11 protein-coding genes are annotated in these 15,041 nt (G+C 68.3%); 3 read left to right on the top strand and 8 right to left on the bottom strand.

What is annotated here, in order from left to right; all coding sequences use genetic code 11:
• Positions 1-18: 18 nt before the first annotated feature.
• The 3 genes from RCO38_RS06375 to RCO38_RS06385 are packed head-to-tail and all read right to left on the bottom strand — an operon-like array spanning position 19 to position 2,163.
• Positions 19-789, bottom strand: a complete 771-nt coding sequence (locus RCO38_RS06375) for a BPSS1780 family membrane protein (RefSeq protein WP_308327478.1) — start codon at positions 787-789, stop codon at positions 19-21.
• 14 nt (positions 790-803) lie between these two features.
• Positions 804-1,814, bottom strand: coding sequence for a homoserine kinase (locus RCO38_RS06380; RefSeq protein WP_308327479.1), 1,011 nt, complete (start codon positions 1,812-1,814; stop codon positions 804-806).
• A 16-nt stretch (positions 1,815-1,830) separates the two neighbouring features.
• Positions 1,831-2,163 carry a hypothetical protein gene (locus tag RCO38_RS06385; protein WP_308327480.1) on the bottom strand — a complete coding sequence of 111 codons (333 nt, stop codon included), beginning with the start codon at positions 2,161-2,163 and terminating at the stop codon, positions 1,831-1,833.
• Positions 2,164-2,221: 58 nt separating this feature from the next.
• Between RCO38_RS06385 and polA the strand changes: the two genes are divergently transcribed.
• The 3 genes from polA to RCO38_RS06400 all read left to right on the top strand — a co-directional run bounded on the left by polA (position 2,222) and on the right by RCO38_RS06400 (position 6,839).
• Complete coding sequence (gene polA / locus RCO38_RS06390) at positions 2,222-5,005, top strand: DNA polymerase I (RefSeq protein WP_308327481.1); 2,784 nt, start codon at positions 2,222-2,224, stop codon at positions 5,003-5,005.
• Positions 5,006-5,059: 54 nt separating this feature from the next.
• The gene (locus RCO38_RS06395; protein WP_308327482.1) at positions 5,060-5,959 is read left to right on the top strand and encodes a dienelactone hydrolase family protein; all 900 of its coding nucleotides are present in this window, start codon (positions 5,060-5,062) and stop codon (positions 5,957-5,959) included.
• A 64-nt stretch (positions 5,960-6,023) separates the two neighbouring features.
• Positions 6,024-6,839 (top strand): ZIP family metal transporter, encoded by an 816-nt coding sequence (locus RCO38_RS06400; protein ID WP_308327483.1) that lies wholly within the window; start codon positions 6,024-6,026, stop codon positions 6,837-6,839.
• A gap of 15 nt (positions 6,840-6,854) precedes the next feature.
• Here RCO38_RS06400 and RCO38_RS06405 read toward each other — a convergent pair whose 3' ends face one another.
• The 5 genes from RCO38_RS06405 to RCO38_RS06425 all read right to left on the bottom strand — a co-directional run bounded on the left by RCO38_RS06405 (position 6,855) and on the right by RCO38_RS06425 (position 15,017).
• Positions 6,855-9,428, bottom strand: coding sequence for a PAS domain S-box protein (locus tag RCO38_RS06405; protein ID WP_308327484.1), 2,574 nt, complete (start codon positions 9,426-9,428; stop codon positions 6,855-6,857).
• Positions 9,425-11,953, bottom strand: a complete 2,529-nt coding sequence (locus RCO38_RS06410) for a PAS domain-containing sensor histidine kinase (protein ID WP_308327485.1) — start codon at positions 11,951-11,953, stop codon at positions 9,425-9,427. Before RCO38_RS06410 ends, RCO38_RS06405 begins: the two co-directional genes overlap by 4 nt.
• 59 nt (positions 11,954-12,012) lie before the next feature.
• On the bottom strand, positions 12,013-12,882 hold the full coding sequence (locus RCO38_RS06415; protein ID WP_308327486.1) for a sulfurtransferase: 870 nt from the start codon (positions 12,880-12,882) through the stop codon (positions 12,013-12,015).
• An 86-nt stretch (positions 12,883-12,968) separates the two neighbouring features.
• Positions 12,969-13,859 (bottom strand): DMT family transporter, encoded by an 891-nt coding sequence (locus RCO38_RS06420; RefSeq protein WP_308327487.1) that lies wholly within the window; start codon positions 13,857-13,859, stop codon positions 12,969-12,971.
• Positions 13,860-13,865: 6 nt separating this feature from the next.
• Positions 13,866-15,017, bottom strand: coding sequence for an aromatic ring-hydroxylating oxygenase subunit alpha (locus RCO38_RS06425; protein ID WP_308327488.1), 1,152 nt, complete (start codon positions 15,015-15,017; stop codon positions 13,866-13,868).
• Positions 15,018-15,041: the final 24 nt, after the last annotated feature.

Here is a 15,041-nt window from a genome sequence, read left to right on the forward strand (position 1 = left end):
CGGATCGCGCAGGCGTGTTCAGTCCCCGCCCGGGGCGTCTTCGGCGTCGAAGCTGTCGCGGAAGGTGAACCAGATCGACGTGAAGAACATCGAGGCCATGAACAGCACCGCCGGGTAGACGATCAGGCCGGCGGCCTGTGCGCCGCCGAGCAGGGCGCTGACCAGGCTGAGCGCCACGCTGAAGGCCACGAACAGGCCGGTCCAGCCCAGCAGGAACACCAGCAGCGCACCCTTGTTCGCCCAGCAGGCCATCAGGCTGAAGAACAGGCTCTTGACCGGTGGCACACCGTGCCAGAAGAGCAGGGCAGGGGCGTGCCAGAACAGCATCTGCAGCGGCATCATGGCGAGCAGTCCGAACCACAGCGCGGGGCTGGTGACCAGGCTGCGCATGGCGTCCTCGGCGGTCATGCTGGCGGCGCCCTCGGGGTTGCCTTCCATCAGTCCCACCAGCAGCAGGATCACCAGCAGGCCTAGGCCATACAGGCCGCCCAGGGTGAGCATGCCGCGGGTCTTGTCAGGGCCGCCACGGAAAGCGGTGACCAGGTGGACCGGCATCGGGAACCGGCCGGCGTGGGCCTCGCGGGCGGCCGACATCAGACCCAGGTTGACCGCCGGGGTCAGCAGGGTGGCGAGGGCGGTGCCGAGGAAGGGCACCAGGGCCAGCACCGACACCAACGCCATGAACATGAAGAACAGGCCCGACATGGCCAGCGGTTGCCGCAGAAAGGTCTTCACTCCGAGCCGCACCCATTGCAGGCCGGTGGACGCGGGCACGGTGCGGAGTTTCATGGGCGAGGGGCCGCTCACGCGGGCACGCCGGCGGCGCCGCGCAGCGATTCCGCCAGTTCGCGGGTCTGGCGCACGCGCTCGCGCAGCACGCGCTCGAAGTGGCCCGGGTCGTGCGGCTTGAGCATCGCGGCCTCGCGCGGCAGGTGCCAGTCCCACAGCCGCGAGAGCCAGAAGCGCAGTGCGCCGGCGCGCAGCATGGCAGGCAGCAGCTGGCGCTCGGCGGCCGTCAGCGGGCGCACCGACTGGTAGGCCGCCAGCATGGCGTGCGCGCGGCGCTCGTCGTGCAGGCCGTCGGCCGCCTCGTCACCGTGGAAGATGCACCAGTCGTTGAGCGTGACCGCCAGGTCGAACAGCCAGGAGTCGTTGCCGGCGAAATAGAAATCGAAGAAGCCGCAGAGACGGTCGCCGTCGAACATCACGTTGTCGCGGAACAGGTCGGCGTGCACCGGGCCCTGCGGAAGTGCCTTGAAGGCGGGCTGGCCGGCGATGTGGTTCTGGTAGGCCAGTTCGCTGCGGATCAGCGCGGCCTGCTCGTCGCTCAGGTGCGGCAGCACCACGGGCACCGTCTCGTTCCACCAGGACAGACCGCGCAGGTTGGGCTGCTGCATGCCGAAGTCCTGACCCGCCAGGTGCATGCGTGCGAGCATGGCGCCCACGGCTTCGCAGTGCACCACCGAAGGGCGCAGCTCGCTGTGCCCGGCCAGCTTGTTGACCACGGCCGCGGGCTTGCCCTGCAACCGGTGGAGGATCTCGCCCTGGGCATTGGCTGCGGGTTCGGGCACCGGAATGCCCTTGAGCGCCAGGTGTTTCATCAGGCGCAGGTAGTAGGGCAGTTGCTCGAAGCCCAGGCGCTCGAACACCGTGAGCACGTGCTCGGTCTCGACGCCGTCCACCACCGTGGTGGCGAAATAATTGGTGTTTTCGATGCCTCCCTGGATGCCGCGCAAGGCGGTGAGCTCACCCAGTTGGAGTTCGCGCAGCAGCGCAGCGGCTTCGTCCGGTGGGACTTCGGTGTAAACGGCCATGGAAACGGGGAAAGGATCAGAAGCTCAGAAGGCGCCAGCGGCTGCGGCCGCTGCTTCCCTGGCCTTCGGTGGGCAGCTCTGCACCGCGCTGGGGGGCGATCTCGTAGGCCGGGGAGCCGTTCTTGGGCTGCACGTCGATGCTGCGGGTCTGGCCGCCGATGCGCACCTCGTCGATGCGGGAACCGGCGTCTTCGTGGGTGATGCGCTCGATCACCTGGGCTTCACCCGCGGGCAGCCGGGGCTGTTCGACCGGGGTGGGCGCGGGCGTGCCCGTCTGGGCCCAGGCAGGCAGGGACGCGGCCAGGGCCAGGGCCAGCGGGAGGGGACGGAGCAGGGATGGGGCGCGCATGCCGCATTGTAGGCACGGAGCGCCCGCGCCGTCCCCGGGCATCCCCGACAATCGCCCCATGTCCGAACAAACCACCCCGCGCCTGCTGCTGGTCGACGGCTCCAGCTACCTCTACCGCGCCTTTTTCGCCGGAGGCGATGCCATGAGCACCACCCTGCCCGACGGCACGGTGCAGAAGACCGGCGCCATCCGCATCATCATCAACATGATGCAGAAGCTGCTGAACGACTACCCGTCGACCTACGCGGCCTGCGTATTCGATGCCAAGGGCCCGACCTTCCGCGACGCCCTCTACCCCGAGTACAAGGCCCAGCGCAGCCCCATGCCGGACGACCTGCGCAGCCAGATCGCACCGATCCACGAGGTGGTGCGCCTCAGCGGCTGGCCGGTGCTGGACGTGCCGGGCGTGGAGGCCGACGACGTGATCGGCACACTCGCCGTGGCGGCGGCCCACCAAGGCATCGAGGTGCTGATCAGCAGCGGCGACAAAGACCTGGCCCAGCTCGTGAACGAGCACATCACCATCGTCGACACCATGAGCGGCAAGGTGCGCGACCTGGCTGGGGTGGAGGCCGAGTTCGGCGTGCCCGCGCGCCTGATGCTGGACTACCAGATGCTGGTGGGCGATGCGATCGACAACGTGCCCGGGGTGAACAAGGTCGGTCCCAAGACGGCGGTCAAGCTGCTGCAGGAGTACGGTTCCATCGACAACCTGATCGCGCAGGCCGACCAGGTGAAGGGGGCTGTGGGCGAGAACCTGCGCCAGGCGCTGGACTGGCTGCCCACAGGCCGCCAGCTGCTGACCATCAAGACCGACTGCGACCTGGACGGCTGGGTGCCCGGCCTGCCGGCGCTGGACGCGGTGCGCCTGGGCGAACCGCAGAGGGAGCCGTTGCGCGCGTTCTACGAAACCTATGGCTTCAAAGGCCTGGCCAAGGCGCTGGGCGGCGGCGAGGTGGCGGCCCCTGTGGCTGCGCCGGTGCCCGGCGCCACCAACGACCTGTTCTCCGAGCCGGCGGCCGACACTGCGCGGGCCTCGAACCTGGCCTACGACACCGTTCTCACCTGGGACGCCTTCGACCGCTGGATGGCGAAGATCGGGGCGGCCGAACTGGTGGCCATCGACACCGAAACCAACTCGCTCGATGAGATGGTGGCGCAGATCGTGGGCATCAGCTTCAGCGTGACGCCGGGCGAAGCCGCCTACATCCCGCTCAAACACCAGGGCCCGGACGCGCCCGAGCAACTGCCGCTGGACGAGGTGCTGGCCAAACTCAGGCCCTGGCTGGAGAACCCGGCGAAGCACAAGCTCGGGCAGCACATCAAGTACGACCGCCACGTGTTCGCCAACCACGGCATCGAGGTGCAGGGCTACGCGCACGACACCATGCTGCAGAGCTACGTGCTTGAGGTGCACAAGCCACACGGCTTGGCCAGTCTGGCCGAGCGCCACCTGGGCCGCAGCGGCATCAGCTACGAAGACCTGTGCGGCAAGGGCGCGCACCAGATCCCGTTTGCGCAGGTGGACGTGCCCAAAGCAGCCGAATACTCGTGCGAAGACAGCGACCAGACGCTGGACGTGCACCGCGCGCTGTGGCCGCAGATCGAGGCCGACGCGAAGCTGAAGTTCATCTACGAACTCGAGATCGCCAGCAGCGAGACGCTCTACCGCATCGAACGCAACGGCGTGCTGATCGACGCGCCCATGCTCGCAAAACAGAGCCACGAACTGGGCCAGCGCATCTTCGCGCTGGAGCAGGAGGCCTACGCCATCGCCGGACAGCCGTTCAACCTCAGCAGCCCCAAGCAGCTGGGCGAAATCTTCTTCGACAAGCTGGGCCTGCCGGTCATCAAGAAGACCGCCACCGGTGCCCGAAGCACCGACGAAGAGGTGCTGGAGAAGCTGGCCGAGGACTACCCGCTGCCGGCCAAGATCCTGGAGCACCGCAGCCTCATCAAGCTCAAGGGCACCTACACCGACAAGCTGGCGCAGCTGGCGCTGCCGCGCACCGGCCGTGTGCACACCCACTACGCACAGGCGGTGGCGGTGACGGGGCGGTTGTCGAGCAACGACCCCAACCTGCAGAACATCCCCATCCGCACGGCCGAGGGCCGCAAGGTGCGCGAGGCCTTCGTGGCTGCGCCGGGCCATGTGATCGCCAGCGCCGACTACTCGCAGATCGAGCTGCGCATCATGGCCCACCTGAGCGACGACGCGGCCCTGCTGCGCGCCTTCCACGAGGGTCACGACGTGCACCGTGCCACCGCGGCCGAGGTGTTCGGCATCACGCCGGCCGAGGTCAGCAGCGAGCAGCGCCGCTACGCCAAGACCATCAACTTCGGCCTCATCTACGGCATGGGCACCTTCGGCCTGGCCAAGTCGCTGGGCATCGACAACACGGCCGCCAAGACCTACATCGACCGCTATTTCGCGCGCTTTGCCGGCGTCAAGCAGTATATGGACGACACCCGCACCAGGGCCAAGGAACAGGGCTATGTGGAGACCGTGTTCGGCCGCAAGCTGGTGCTGCCGGACATCAGGAACGCCAAGGGCGCCAAGCTGGCGGCGCTGGAGCGCCAGGCCATCAACGCCCCCATGCAGGGCACGGCGGCCGACCTGATCAAGCTGGCCATGGTGGCGGTGCAGAAGGCGCTGGACGAGCAGGGCAAGGGCACGAAGATGATCATGCAGGTGCACGACGAACTGGTGTTCGAGGTGCCCGAGGCCGAACTGGACTGGCTGCGCAGCGAGATTCCGCGCCTGATGGCGGGTGTGGCCGAGCTCAAGGTGCCGCTGCTGGCGGAGGTGGGTGTGGGACCGAACTGGGAACAGGCGCACTGAACTTTGGAGCGGTTTTCCGGTCAGGCGTGTTTTCCCCATCACAGGAGATGAACCATGCTCAATGAGAGCCAGACCCAGGATCTGTCGGCCTTGCTGCCCGGCCAGTCCACCGAAGCCGGCGCCACGCGCCGAACCGCGCTCAAGGCCGCCCTGGGTGTGGGCTACGCCGCCTCTGTGCTGCCGGTGATGGCGCAGACGGCCATCAAGACGCCGGCCGACGGGCTGACCGCGGGCGAGGTGATGATCGACGTGAACGGCTTCAAGATGCCGGCCTACCGCGCCGCGCCCGCGGGCAAGACCGGTCTGCCGGTGGTGCTGGTGCTGTCCGAGATCTTTGGTGTGCACGAGTACATCGCCGACACCGCACGCCGCTTCGCCAAGGCGGGCTGCCTGGCCATCGCGCCCGAACTGTTCGTGCGCCAGGGCGATGCGCAGAGCTATGGCGAGATGGCCAAGCTGATCGCCGAGGTGATCTCCAAGGTGCCCGACGCCCAGGTGATGGCCGATCTGGACGCGACGGTGAAGTGGGCCGCGGCCAACGGCGGCGACGCGAAGAAGCTCGGTGTGACCGGCTTCTGCTGGGGCGGACGCCAGGTCTGGCTGTATGCGGCGCACAACCCGGCGGTGAAGGCCGGCGTGGCCTGGTACGGCCGCCTGGTGGGCCAGGCCAGCGAGCTCAACCCCAAGCATCCGGTGGATGTGGCCGCCGGCCTGCACGGCCCGGTGCTGGGGCTCTACGGCGCGGCCGACACCGGCATTCCGCTTGACACGGTTGATAAGATGAAAGCCGCTCTGGCGGCCGGCAACGCGGCGGCCAGGGCATCGAGCTTTGTGGTGTACCCGGACGCGCCGCACGCCTTCCACGCCGATTACCGGCCCAGCTTCCGCAAGGAGCCGGCCGAGGACGGCTGGAAGCGGGCGCTGGCCTGGTTCCAGCAGCACGGCGTGGCCTGACGCCCGCTGCAGACCCATCCCCCGGGCCGCCTGTGCGGCCCTTTCTTTTGGTTGAAGACGTTTCATGACCCTGATTGCGATCCTGTTGGGCACCGTGGCGGCGGGTGTGGGCAGCGTGTGGCTGGCCGCGGCCCTGGGCATGGGGGTGCTGGCGCGGTTCACCCAGCACATGCTGAGCCTGGCCGCTGGCGCGCTGCTGGCCACGGCCTTCATGCACCTGTTGCCCGAGGCCTTCGAGAGCCAGGCGGGCGCGCACGAGCTGTTTGCCCTGCTGCTGGGTGGTCTGGTGTTCTTCTTCCTGCTGGACAAGGCCGAGCTGTGGCACCACGGCCATGAACACCACCACGGCGAAGAGCACCACGGACACGGCCACGGGCATGCACCCGCCCATGGCCACGACCATGCCCACCATCACGCGCCAGGTGCCCACTCGGGTGGCTGGACGGTGCTGGCCGGCGACAGCGTGCACGCCTTCGGCGACGGCATCCTGATCGCATCCGCGTTCGTGGCCGACCTTCGGCTGGGCGTGGTGACCGCGCTGGCCGTGCTGGCCCACGAGGTGCCGCACCACATGGGCGATCTGGTGGTGCTGCAGCAGACCTCGGGCACGCGCCGCGCCGCCCTGGTCAAGGTGTCGCTGGCGGGCACAGTGACGGCGCTGGGCGGGCTGGTGGGCTTCGTGCTGCTGGGCCAGCTCGAAGACTGGCTGCCGTATTTCCTGGTGGCGGCCTCCAGCAGTTTTGTCTATGTGGCGCTGGCCGACCTGATTCCCCAGCTGCAGAAGCGGCTGGGCCTGCGCGAGACCGTGGCGCAGATCGGCTGGCTGCTGGCGGGCATTGCCCTGGTGACGCTGGTCAGCGGCATGGCGCACGGCCACTGAGCCGAGGCGGCGGTTTCAGATGATCGTGTCGCTGCCGAAAGAGAATTCGAAGCGGGCGCCCTGGCCCACGGCACCTTCGCCCCAGATGTGACCGCCGTGGCGCTCCAGGATGCGCCGCACCGTGGCCAGCCCGATGCCGGAGCCTTCGAACTCGCTGCTGCTGTGCAGCCGGTTGAAGGCCTTGAACAGGCGCTCCGCGCGCGCCATGTCAAAGCCCGCGCCGTTGTCGCGGATGCAGAACGCCGCCGGCCCCGGTCCGGGCCCGGCGTGCTCGGCGCGCGTGAGGCTGATGCGGGCCTGTGCGGTCTGGTGGGTGTATTTCCAGGCGTTGCCCAGCAGGTTCTCCAGCACGATCTGCGCCATGCGCGGGTCGCAGTCGGCGTACAGCCCGTCCTCGATTTCCACCTCGACCTGGCGCGTCGGGTCGCGGTGGCGCTCCTGGCGGATCACGTCCTGCGCCAGCTCGCTGAGGTTGGTGTTCATGCGCTGCAGGGTGCCCTGGCTCACGCGCGCGAGTGCCAGCAGATCGGTGATCAGGCTGTTCATTCGCTGCACCGAGGCCTCGATGCGCTCGAACAGGTCCAGGTCGTCCGCCGTCATGCGCCCGAGCATCTGCTCGCGCAGCAGGTGGCTGAAGCCGTCGATGGAGCGCAGTGGCGACTTCAGGTCGTGCGAGACGGAGTAGGCGAACGAGTCGAGCTCGCGGTTGAGGTACTGCAGCTGGGCCGTGCGCGCCGCCACGCGCTGCTCCAGCGTGTCGTGCAACTTCTGGATCTCGCGGTCGCGGCGCAGCCGCTGCAGCTCGGCATTGCATCGGCTGGCAAAGATGGTCAGCAGGGCGTCCAGGTGGGCGTTCTGGGGTGGCGGCTGGCGCCAGACGGCGGTCAGCAGGCCCACGGCGGTGCCGTCTTCGTCGCGCAGAGGCAGGCCCAGGAAGGCGTGCAGTTCGAACTCCGAATAGGGCGCAATCAGGGGCAGGCTGGCGGCGCTGGGGCTTTCGAAGCGGAACGGCCCGGGCTGCAGCAAGGCCTGCTCGCAAAGGGTGTGTTGCAGGGCATGGGTGCCGTTGGGTTGCAACTGGCCGTCCCAGACCAGGGCGAGGGTGTGTATCTGCCGGTGGGAGTCCACCTCGCCCACCATCACGCCGTCGGCACCGATGGCGTCGGCCAGGTGCTCCACCAGCGAGCGGAAGAAGGCCTCGCCCGTGTCGCCCGAGACGCCCTCGGCCACGTTCAGCAGCATGGCCTCGCGCCGCTTTTCCTCGTCCACGTTCAGGGTGAAGGAGAGGGCACAGGCCTCGTTGTCGATCTCGATGATCTCCGCCCACACCCGCACCGGGACGATGGCGCCCGTCTTGGCCCTCATCCGGGTCTCGTAGCCCTGCAGCCGGCCGTCGCGCCGGAGGGTGCCCACATAGTGGTTGCGATCGGCCTCGGAGACCCAGACGCCCACCTCCATGGAGGTCTTGCCCGTGAAGTCGTCCTTCGTCCAACCCAGCACCCGCTCGTTGGCGGGGTTCACCTCGACGAAGTGGCCGTCGCTCAGGCGGGTGATGGTCATGCCCAGGGGGCTGAAGTTGAACGCCTTGGAGAAACGCTCGCGCGATATCTCCAGTTCGCGGCGCGAGGCCACGTCGGCCGACAGGTCGGACACCACCGCGATCAACAGCCGTTCGGTGGCGCTCTGGGTGACCTCCGCATGGACCATGGCCGGGAAGGCGCTCCCGTCCTTGCACTGAGCCAGTCCGCGCAGGCCCGTCACCCGGCCCTGGGTGTCGATCAGCCGGCGGAACTCGTTCTGCTCCGCGTCGTGGGCCCACAGCCGCGGCGGAGCGCGCCCCGCCAGCTCTTCATGCGTGTACCCGAACAGCGACTGGAAGGCCTGGTTGATGTCGATCACGTCCAGCGTGTCCAGCGACTGCACCAGGCAGGCGGCCGGCGTGCCGCGGAAGAGCGCCTGGAACCGGCCCTGGCTCAGGCGCAGCAGGCGCTCGACTTCGCGGCTGTGCTCCAGCGCCAGGTTCTGGCTGCGGTAGGCGTCCAGCATGCGCCGCCGACCGAGATTGACCGTGATCATCAGGCTGATCAGGATGGCGGTCTGCGCGATCCACACCGCCCAGCCGGTGCGTGTCTCGGGCGTCGGCATCAGGTGCCGGTTCTCGGCGATGTTCAGCACCCCCAGGATGGTGATGCCCAGCGCGCCGGCGATCACCATGTTCCGGCGGGAGAGAAAGACACCCGCTCCGACCACGGCGGCGATCATGACCAGCGTGGCCATGCTGCGCACCGTGCCGTGGGCCACGATGGCAGCGCCCGAGGTGAAGATCAGCGCGTACACCAGCAGCGGCGCCACCGTCGGGCGCAGGCGCGTGGCGTACAGGGCCAGCAGCAGGTAGTCGGTGAGCGAAAGGCCCACGGCCACCCAGGTGAGTGCCACCAGGCCGTCCCGCAGATAGACGCCGAACACCACCAGCGGACCGGCGACCCCGATGCACAGCAGCAGCGCCAGCAGGGAGCGCTCCTGGTACCGCTGCAGATTGATCGGCTGGTCGCTTGCCACGGCGGCGGGCGGGAAGGGAGGTGTGCTCATCGTGAGACGGTGGCGGGTGTCAGGGAAAACCGGAACTCGGCGCCCTCGCCAGGCCGCCCGACGCCCTGGATGTGGCCGCCATGCCGGTCCACGATGCGGCGCACCGTGGCCAGGCCGATTCCGGTGCCTTCGAACTCGCTGGGGCCGTGCAGGCGCTGGAACGGCTTGAACAGCTTCTCGGCGTAGGCCATGTTGAAGCCGACGCCGTTGTCCCGCACGAAGAAGGTGGTGCGGGCCGGGTCGCCGTCCCGGTACCGGCCCATCTCGATCAGCGGCTGTGACTGGTTGCGGGTGTATTTGACCGCGTTGCCCAGCAAGTTCTCCAGCGCGATGCGTGCCAGCCGGGCGTCACAGACACTGACCAGGCCCGGCTCGATGCGCCACGCCAGCGGCCTGTCCGGGTGCTTGGCCTGTTCCGCCTTCATCACCTGTTCGGCGATCTCGCTCAGGTTGGCCATGCCCGGCGTCATCTCTCCCTGGCTCACGCGGGCCAGCGCCAGCAGGTCGGCGATCAGGGTGCTCATGCGGTGGGTCGACACCAGCACGCGGTCCAGCAGCTGTTCCTCGTCGACGCTCAGCCGCCCGTGAAGCTGTTCGCTCAGCAGGCTGGTGAAGCCGTCGATGGCGCGCAGCGGCGACTTCAGGTCGTGCGAGACCGAGTAGGCGAAAGAATCGAGTTCCGCGTTGAGCTTCTGCAGCTCGGCGGTGCGCGACTGCACCCGCTGCTCCAGCGTGGCGTTGAGTTGCTGGATCTCGCGCTCGCGCCGCAGTCGCATCAGTTCGGCCGTGGCCCGGCTCGCGAAGATCGACATCAGCGCGCGCATCTCGGCGGTGAGCGTGATGGGCTGGCGCCACATGGCCGAGAGCAGGCCGATCGCGGTGCCGTCCTGGTCGCGCAGGCTCTGGCCGATGTAGGCGCTGGCCGGCACACCGGTCACCGACGACATGGCGGGATAGGCGTGGGCCATACCCTGCTCGTAGACGCAGAGCCCGCTGTTGACGAGCGCCTCGCCGCAAGGTGTGCCCTGGGGGTCGAACACGAAGTTGGGCATCAGGGCGCCGTCCTTGGAGGCCGCCAGCGTCTGCACCTGCTGCTCGGACAAGCGCTCGCTGACCATCACCAGGTCGGCTTTCAGGGCGGGGGCGGCGTGGCGCGCAAGCGCGGTGAAAAAGGCCTCGCCCGTTTCCCCCGTCATGCCCTGCGCCACACTCAGCAGCAGGGCCTCGCGCCGTTTTTCCTCGGAAACGTTCACCGTGGACGAGAGGATGCATTCCTCGCCTTCGATGTCGATCAGCACCGCCCACAGCCGCACGTCCACCGGCTTGCCATCCCGGCTGCGCATCTGGCTCTCGTAGGCCAGCACCCGTCCGTCGCGCTTGAGCCGGTCGATGTAGGCCTGCCGGTGGGCCGGTGTGAGCCAGGCGCCAGTTTCCAGCGTGGTCCGGCCGCGCAGGACGTCGACACCCATGCCGTCTGAAATGACGCCCGCCCGGTTGACCTCCAGGATCAGCCCGTCCGACAGGCGCGTGATCGAGAGGTTCATCGGGCTGAAGTTGAAGGCCTTGGCAAAGCGTTCCTCCGAGCGACGCAGGCGCTCGATGGTGGTGTTCTGCTCGGTGATGTCGGTGACGATGGTGATCACCAGACGGTCCTGCGGGTCGTCGCCCATTTCGCTGGAGATCAGGGCATCGAAGTGGCTGCCGTCGGCCCGCAGTCCTTTGACGTGGGTGCGGTCGGCCCGGCGGTGGGTGAACAGCTGTTCCAGGTAGCGGGTGCGCTGCTCCGGTTCGGCCCAGAGCATCTCGTCGGTGCACCCGAGCACGTCCTCGCGGGTGCGCCCGTAGCAGCGTTCGAAGGCCGGGTTGACGTCCAGGATGAGGCCGTTGCGGGCCGACTGGGCAATCATCGGACTGGGGCTGTTGCGAAAGATGCGCGTGAAGCGCTCCAGGCTCTGGTCCCGCTCCTGTTCGCTGCGGATGCGGCGTTCCAGTTCGGCCTGCTGCAGCTCCAGCGCCACCTGGGCCTTGGTGCGGCTGTAGAACACCATGATGGCCACGACCACCAACACGGCGGAATGGGTCAGCCACACCTTGAGGCCCACCTCGTGGTTGGGCTCGATCAGCCAGCCGCGCTGCTCGGCCGCTGTAAGCACACCCAGTGACACCACCCCATAGATCACCGCCCCGATGAGCGGCTTGCGGCCGAGGAAGATGCCGGCGCCTGCCACCGCCGCCACCATCATGAACCCGCCGGCCGCCCGGACCGATCCGAAGGCCAGCAACTCCATGCTGGAGGCGGTCATCACGCCGTACACCAGGAAGTGCACGGCGTAGCGCGTGCGGCCCCGGCGCAGCATGAAGAGGAACAGCGCGCCCAGGACCGCCACGACGGCCGCCACCGCGGCGTCCAGCAGGTTGCTGCTGCTCCAGTACACCAGGGGGGTGAGGACCGTGGCGGAGCCGGTCACCAGCAGGCCTACGGTCCGCAGGGGACTGGAAGAAGGTTCGGGGGGCTGGCTGGACACGTCGGGAGGGGCGGCAGTCGTCGATGGGCGCAATGGCACGTGTCAGACCTATCGGCCCATCAGCCGGGAACTTGACTGCGGGCGCAGGGCAGGCCCGGCGTGTTGCACCACTCGCTCCAGCTGCCCGGGAACAAGGCCGTGCGTCCGAGACCGGCGATCTCCATGGCCAGCAGGTTGGGGATGGCACTCACCCCACTGCCGCAGTGGTGCACCACCGCGGCCGGATCGCGCCCGGCCAGCAGGCGCTCGAAATCGGCCCGCAGCTCGGCGGCCGGCTTGAAGCGGCCGTCCGGCCCGATGTTGTCGGTGAACGGGCGGTTGAGTGCCCCGGGGATGTGGCCCGCCACCGGGTCCAGCGGTTCGATCTCGCCCCGGAATCGGGCCGCCGCGCGCGCATCGACCAGCACCTGGTCGGGCTGGCCCAGGCTCCGGGCAATGACCTGCGCATCCCGCGTCCGGGCCAGGGAGGGTTGCAGTTCGAAACGGCCGGCCGCGGGCACGGGCGACGTGCCCTGGGCCACGGCTGCGCCGGTCGCCTGCCAGGCGGCCAGACCGCCGTCGAGCACCGCCACGGCCTCGTGGCCGCACCACTTGAGCATCCACCAGAGCCGGCCGCAGTAGTTCGCGCCCTGCCGGTCCATCGCCACCACCTGTTGCCCTGGGTTCAGACCCAGGGCCCGCAGGCGCCTGGCAAAGGCCTCGCGGGAGGGCAGGGGGTGCCTCCCTCCGCTGGCGCGGTCGGGTGCGGTCTTCTCGCTCAGGTGCTCGTCCAGGTCCACATGCACCGCGCCCGGGATGTGGGCCGCTTCGAACTGCTGGCGCCCGGCGGCGGGGTTCGTCAGGTCGAAACTGCAGTCCATCACCAGCACCGGCTGGTGGTCGTCCAGGAGTTGCCGCAGCTGCGCGGCGGAAATGAGCGTGGTGTACATGCGGTCGATTCTCCGGCAGAGCGGTGCCGCTGACGATCACACCAAAGTCCTATAGGCCCGCACGCGGTGTGCAGGCGTGCACGGAATCAGTGCTCTTCAGCCGGTGCGTGGGGCACGGCGCGCGCGCGCAGCACCGTGGCCGCGATGCCGCTGGCGATGATCAGGGCCATCCCGGCCCAGCCGATCAGGGGGAGCCTGTCGCCAAACACCGTCAGGCCGAAGATGCCTGCGAAGACGATGCCCGAGTACTGCAGGTTCGCCACCACCATGGTGGCACCGCTGGCGTAGGCGCGGGTCATGCACAGCTGGCCGCCCAGCGCCAGCAGCCCGATGGGCAGCAGCCACAGGGCGGCGGGCCAGGTCCAGGGCGTGGCACCGACGAACAGCATGCCGATCAGCCCGGCGATCACGGCGCCGATGGAGAAATAAAACACCGTGCGGCTCTCGGGCTCGCCCGCGCGGCTCAGCGCCGAGACCTGCAGGTAGGCAAAGGCGGCGAAGATGCCGGACATCAGGCCGACCAGCGCGCCCAGCATCTGGTCGGGAGCCAGGGTGGGGCGCAGCATCATCCCCACGCCACCGAAGCCCGCCAGCACGGTCAGGAACAGCGGCGCCTGCTGCCGGACCGGGGCATTGCGGCCCTGGGTGAGCAGGGCGCCTCCCAGCAGGAAGGTCGCGATCCAGACGCTGCTCATGTAGTTGAGCGTCATCGCGGTGGCCAGCGGCAGCACGGCGATGGCGTAGAACCAGGCGGTCAGCGAGATGGTGCCCACCACGCTGCGCCAGGCGTGCATCATGGGCACCGCGGTGCGCAGCGAGACGCCGCTGAACCGCGTGAACCCGTACAGGAACACGACCCCCACCAGGCCGCGGTAGGTGACGATTTCGAAGCTGTTGAAGTGTGCGGATGCGAACTTGATGCAGACCCCCATGCTGGCGAAAAACAGGGATGCCAGCAGCATCCAGAGGGCCTGCATGCAGTCTCAGCCCTTCAGTGCATCGCCCAGGCGGCCGCGGTACCACTCGTGGAAGTGCTGCATGCCGTCTTCCATCGGGCTCTGGTAGGGGCCGACCTCGTTGTCACCGCGCTCGAACAGCGCCTTGCGGCCCGCGTCCATGCGCTCGGCAATCTCGTCGTCCTCGATGCAGGTCTCCATGTAGGCCGCGCGCTGCGCCTCCATGAACTCCGGTTCGAAGGCGGCGATTTCTTCGGGGTAGTAAAACTCCACCATGTTCAGCGTCCTGTCCGCGCTGATGGGGTGCAGGGTCGAGACGGTAAGTACGTGCGGGTACCACTCGACCATGATGTGCGGGTAGTAGGTCAGCCAGACCGCGCCCTGGGCGGGCAGTTCGCCGTTGCGGTACTTCATCAGCACCTCGTGCCACTTCTGGTAGGTGGCGCTGCCGGACTTGAGCAGGTTCTGGATGCCCACGGTCTGCACCGAGTACTCGGGCTTGAATTCCCACTGCAGGTCGTCGCAGGTCACGAAGTTGCCCAGGCCGGGGTGGAAGGGCACGACGTGGTAATCCTCCAGGTAAACCTCGATGAAGGTCTTCCAGTTGTAGTGGCAGGTGTGCAGCTCCACGTGGCCCAGCACCATGCCCTCGAAGCTGAGCGTGGACGCGGGTCCCATTCCGTCGAGGTCGGCGGCAATGTCGCGGCCGTTGTCCTCGAACAGCAGGCCGTTCCATTCGCGCAGCGGGTAGCGCTTGAGGTCGGCGCAGGGGTCGTGCGAGAAGTGCGGTGCGCCCAGCAGCGTCCCGAGCGCGCTGTTGGCGGACTGGCCGCCGCTGTAGGTCCAGCGGTGCAGCGGGCAAACAATGTGGCCGCCGCTGTGACCCTTGGCGTTCTGACCCAGGTTGCCTCGACCCTTGAGCATCACCGCCTGGCGGTGGCGGCAGATGTTGGATACGAGTTCGACGCCGTGGGCAGTGCGCACCAGCGCCCGGCCTTCCCCTTCCTGCGGGAGGGCGAAGTAATCGCCCGGCTCCGGAACCGCGTTGGCATGCCCCACATAGCGGGGCCCGCGCTGAAAGATCGTTTCAAGTTCCCTGCGGAACAATGCCTCGTCGAAGTAGCTGGAAACCGGCAATTGGCTTGCGGCCTGCTGCAATTGAAGACTCAAATCAGACATGGTGGTCCTGACCTAAAGACTCCC

It is taken from the genome of Hydrogenophaga pseudoflava (assembly GCF_031020795.1).
Taxonomy (GTDB): Bacteria; Pseudomonadota; Gammaproteobacteria; order Burkholderiales; family Burkholderiaceae_C; genus Hydrogenophaga; species Hydrogenophaga pseudoflava_A.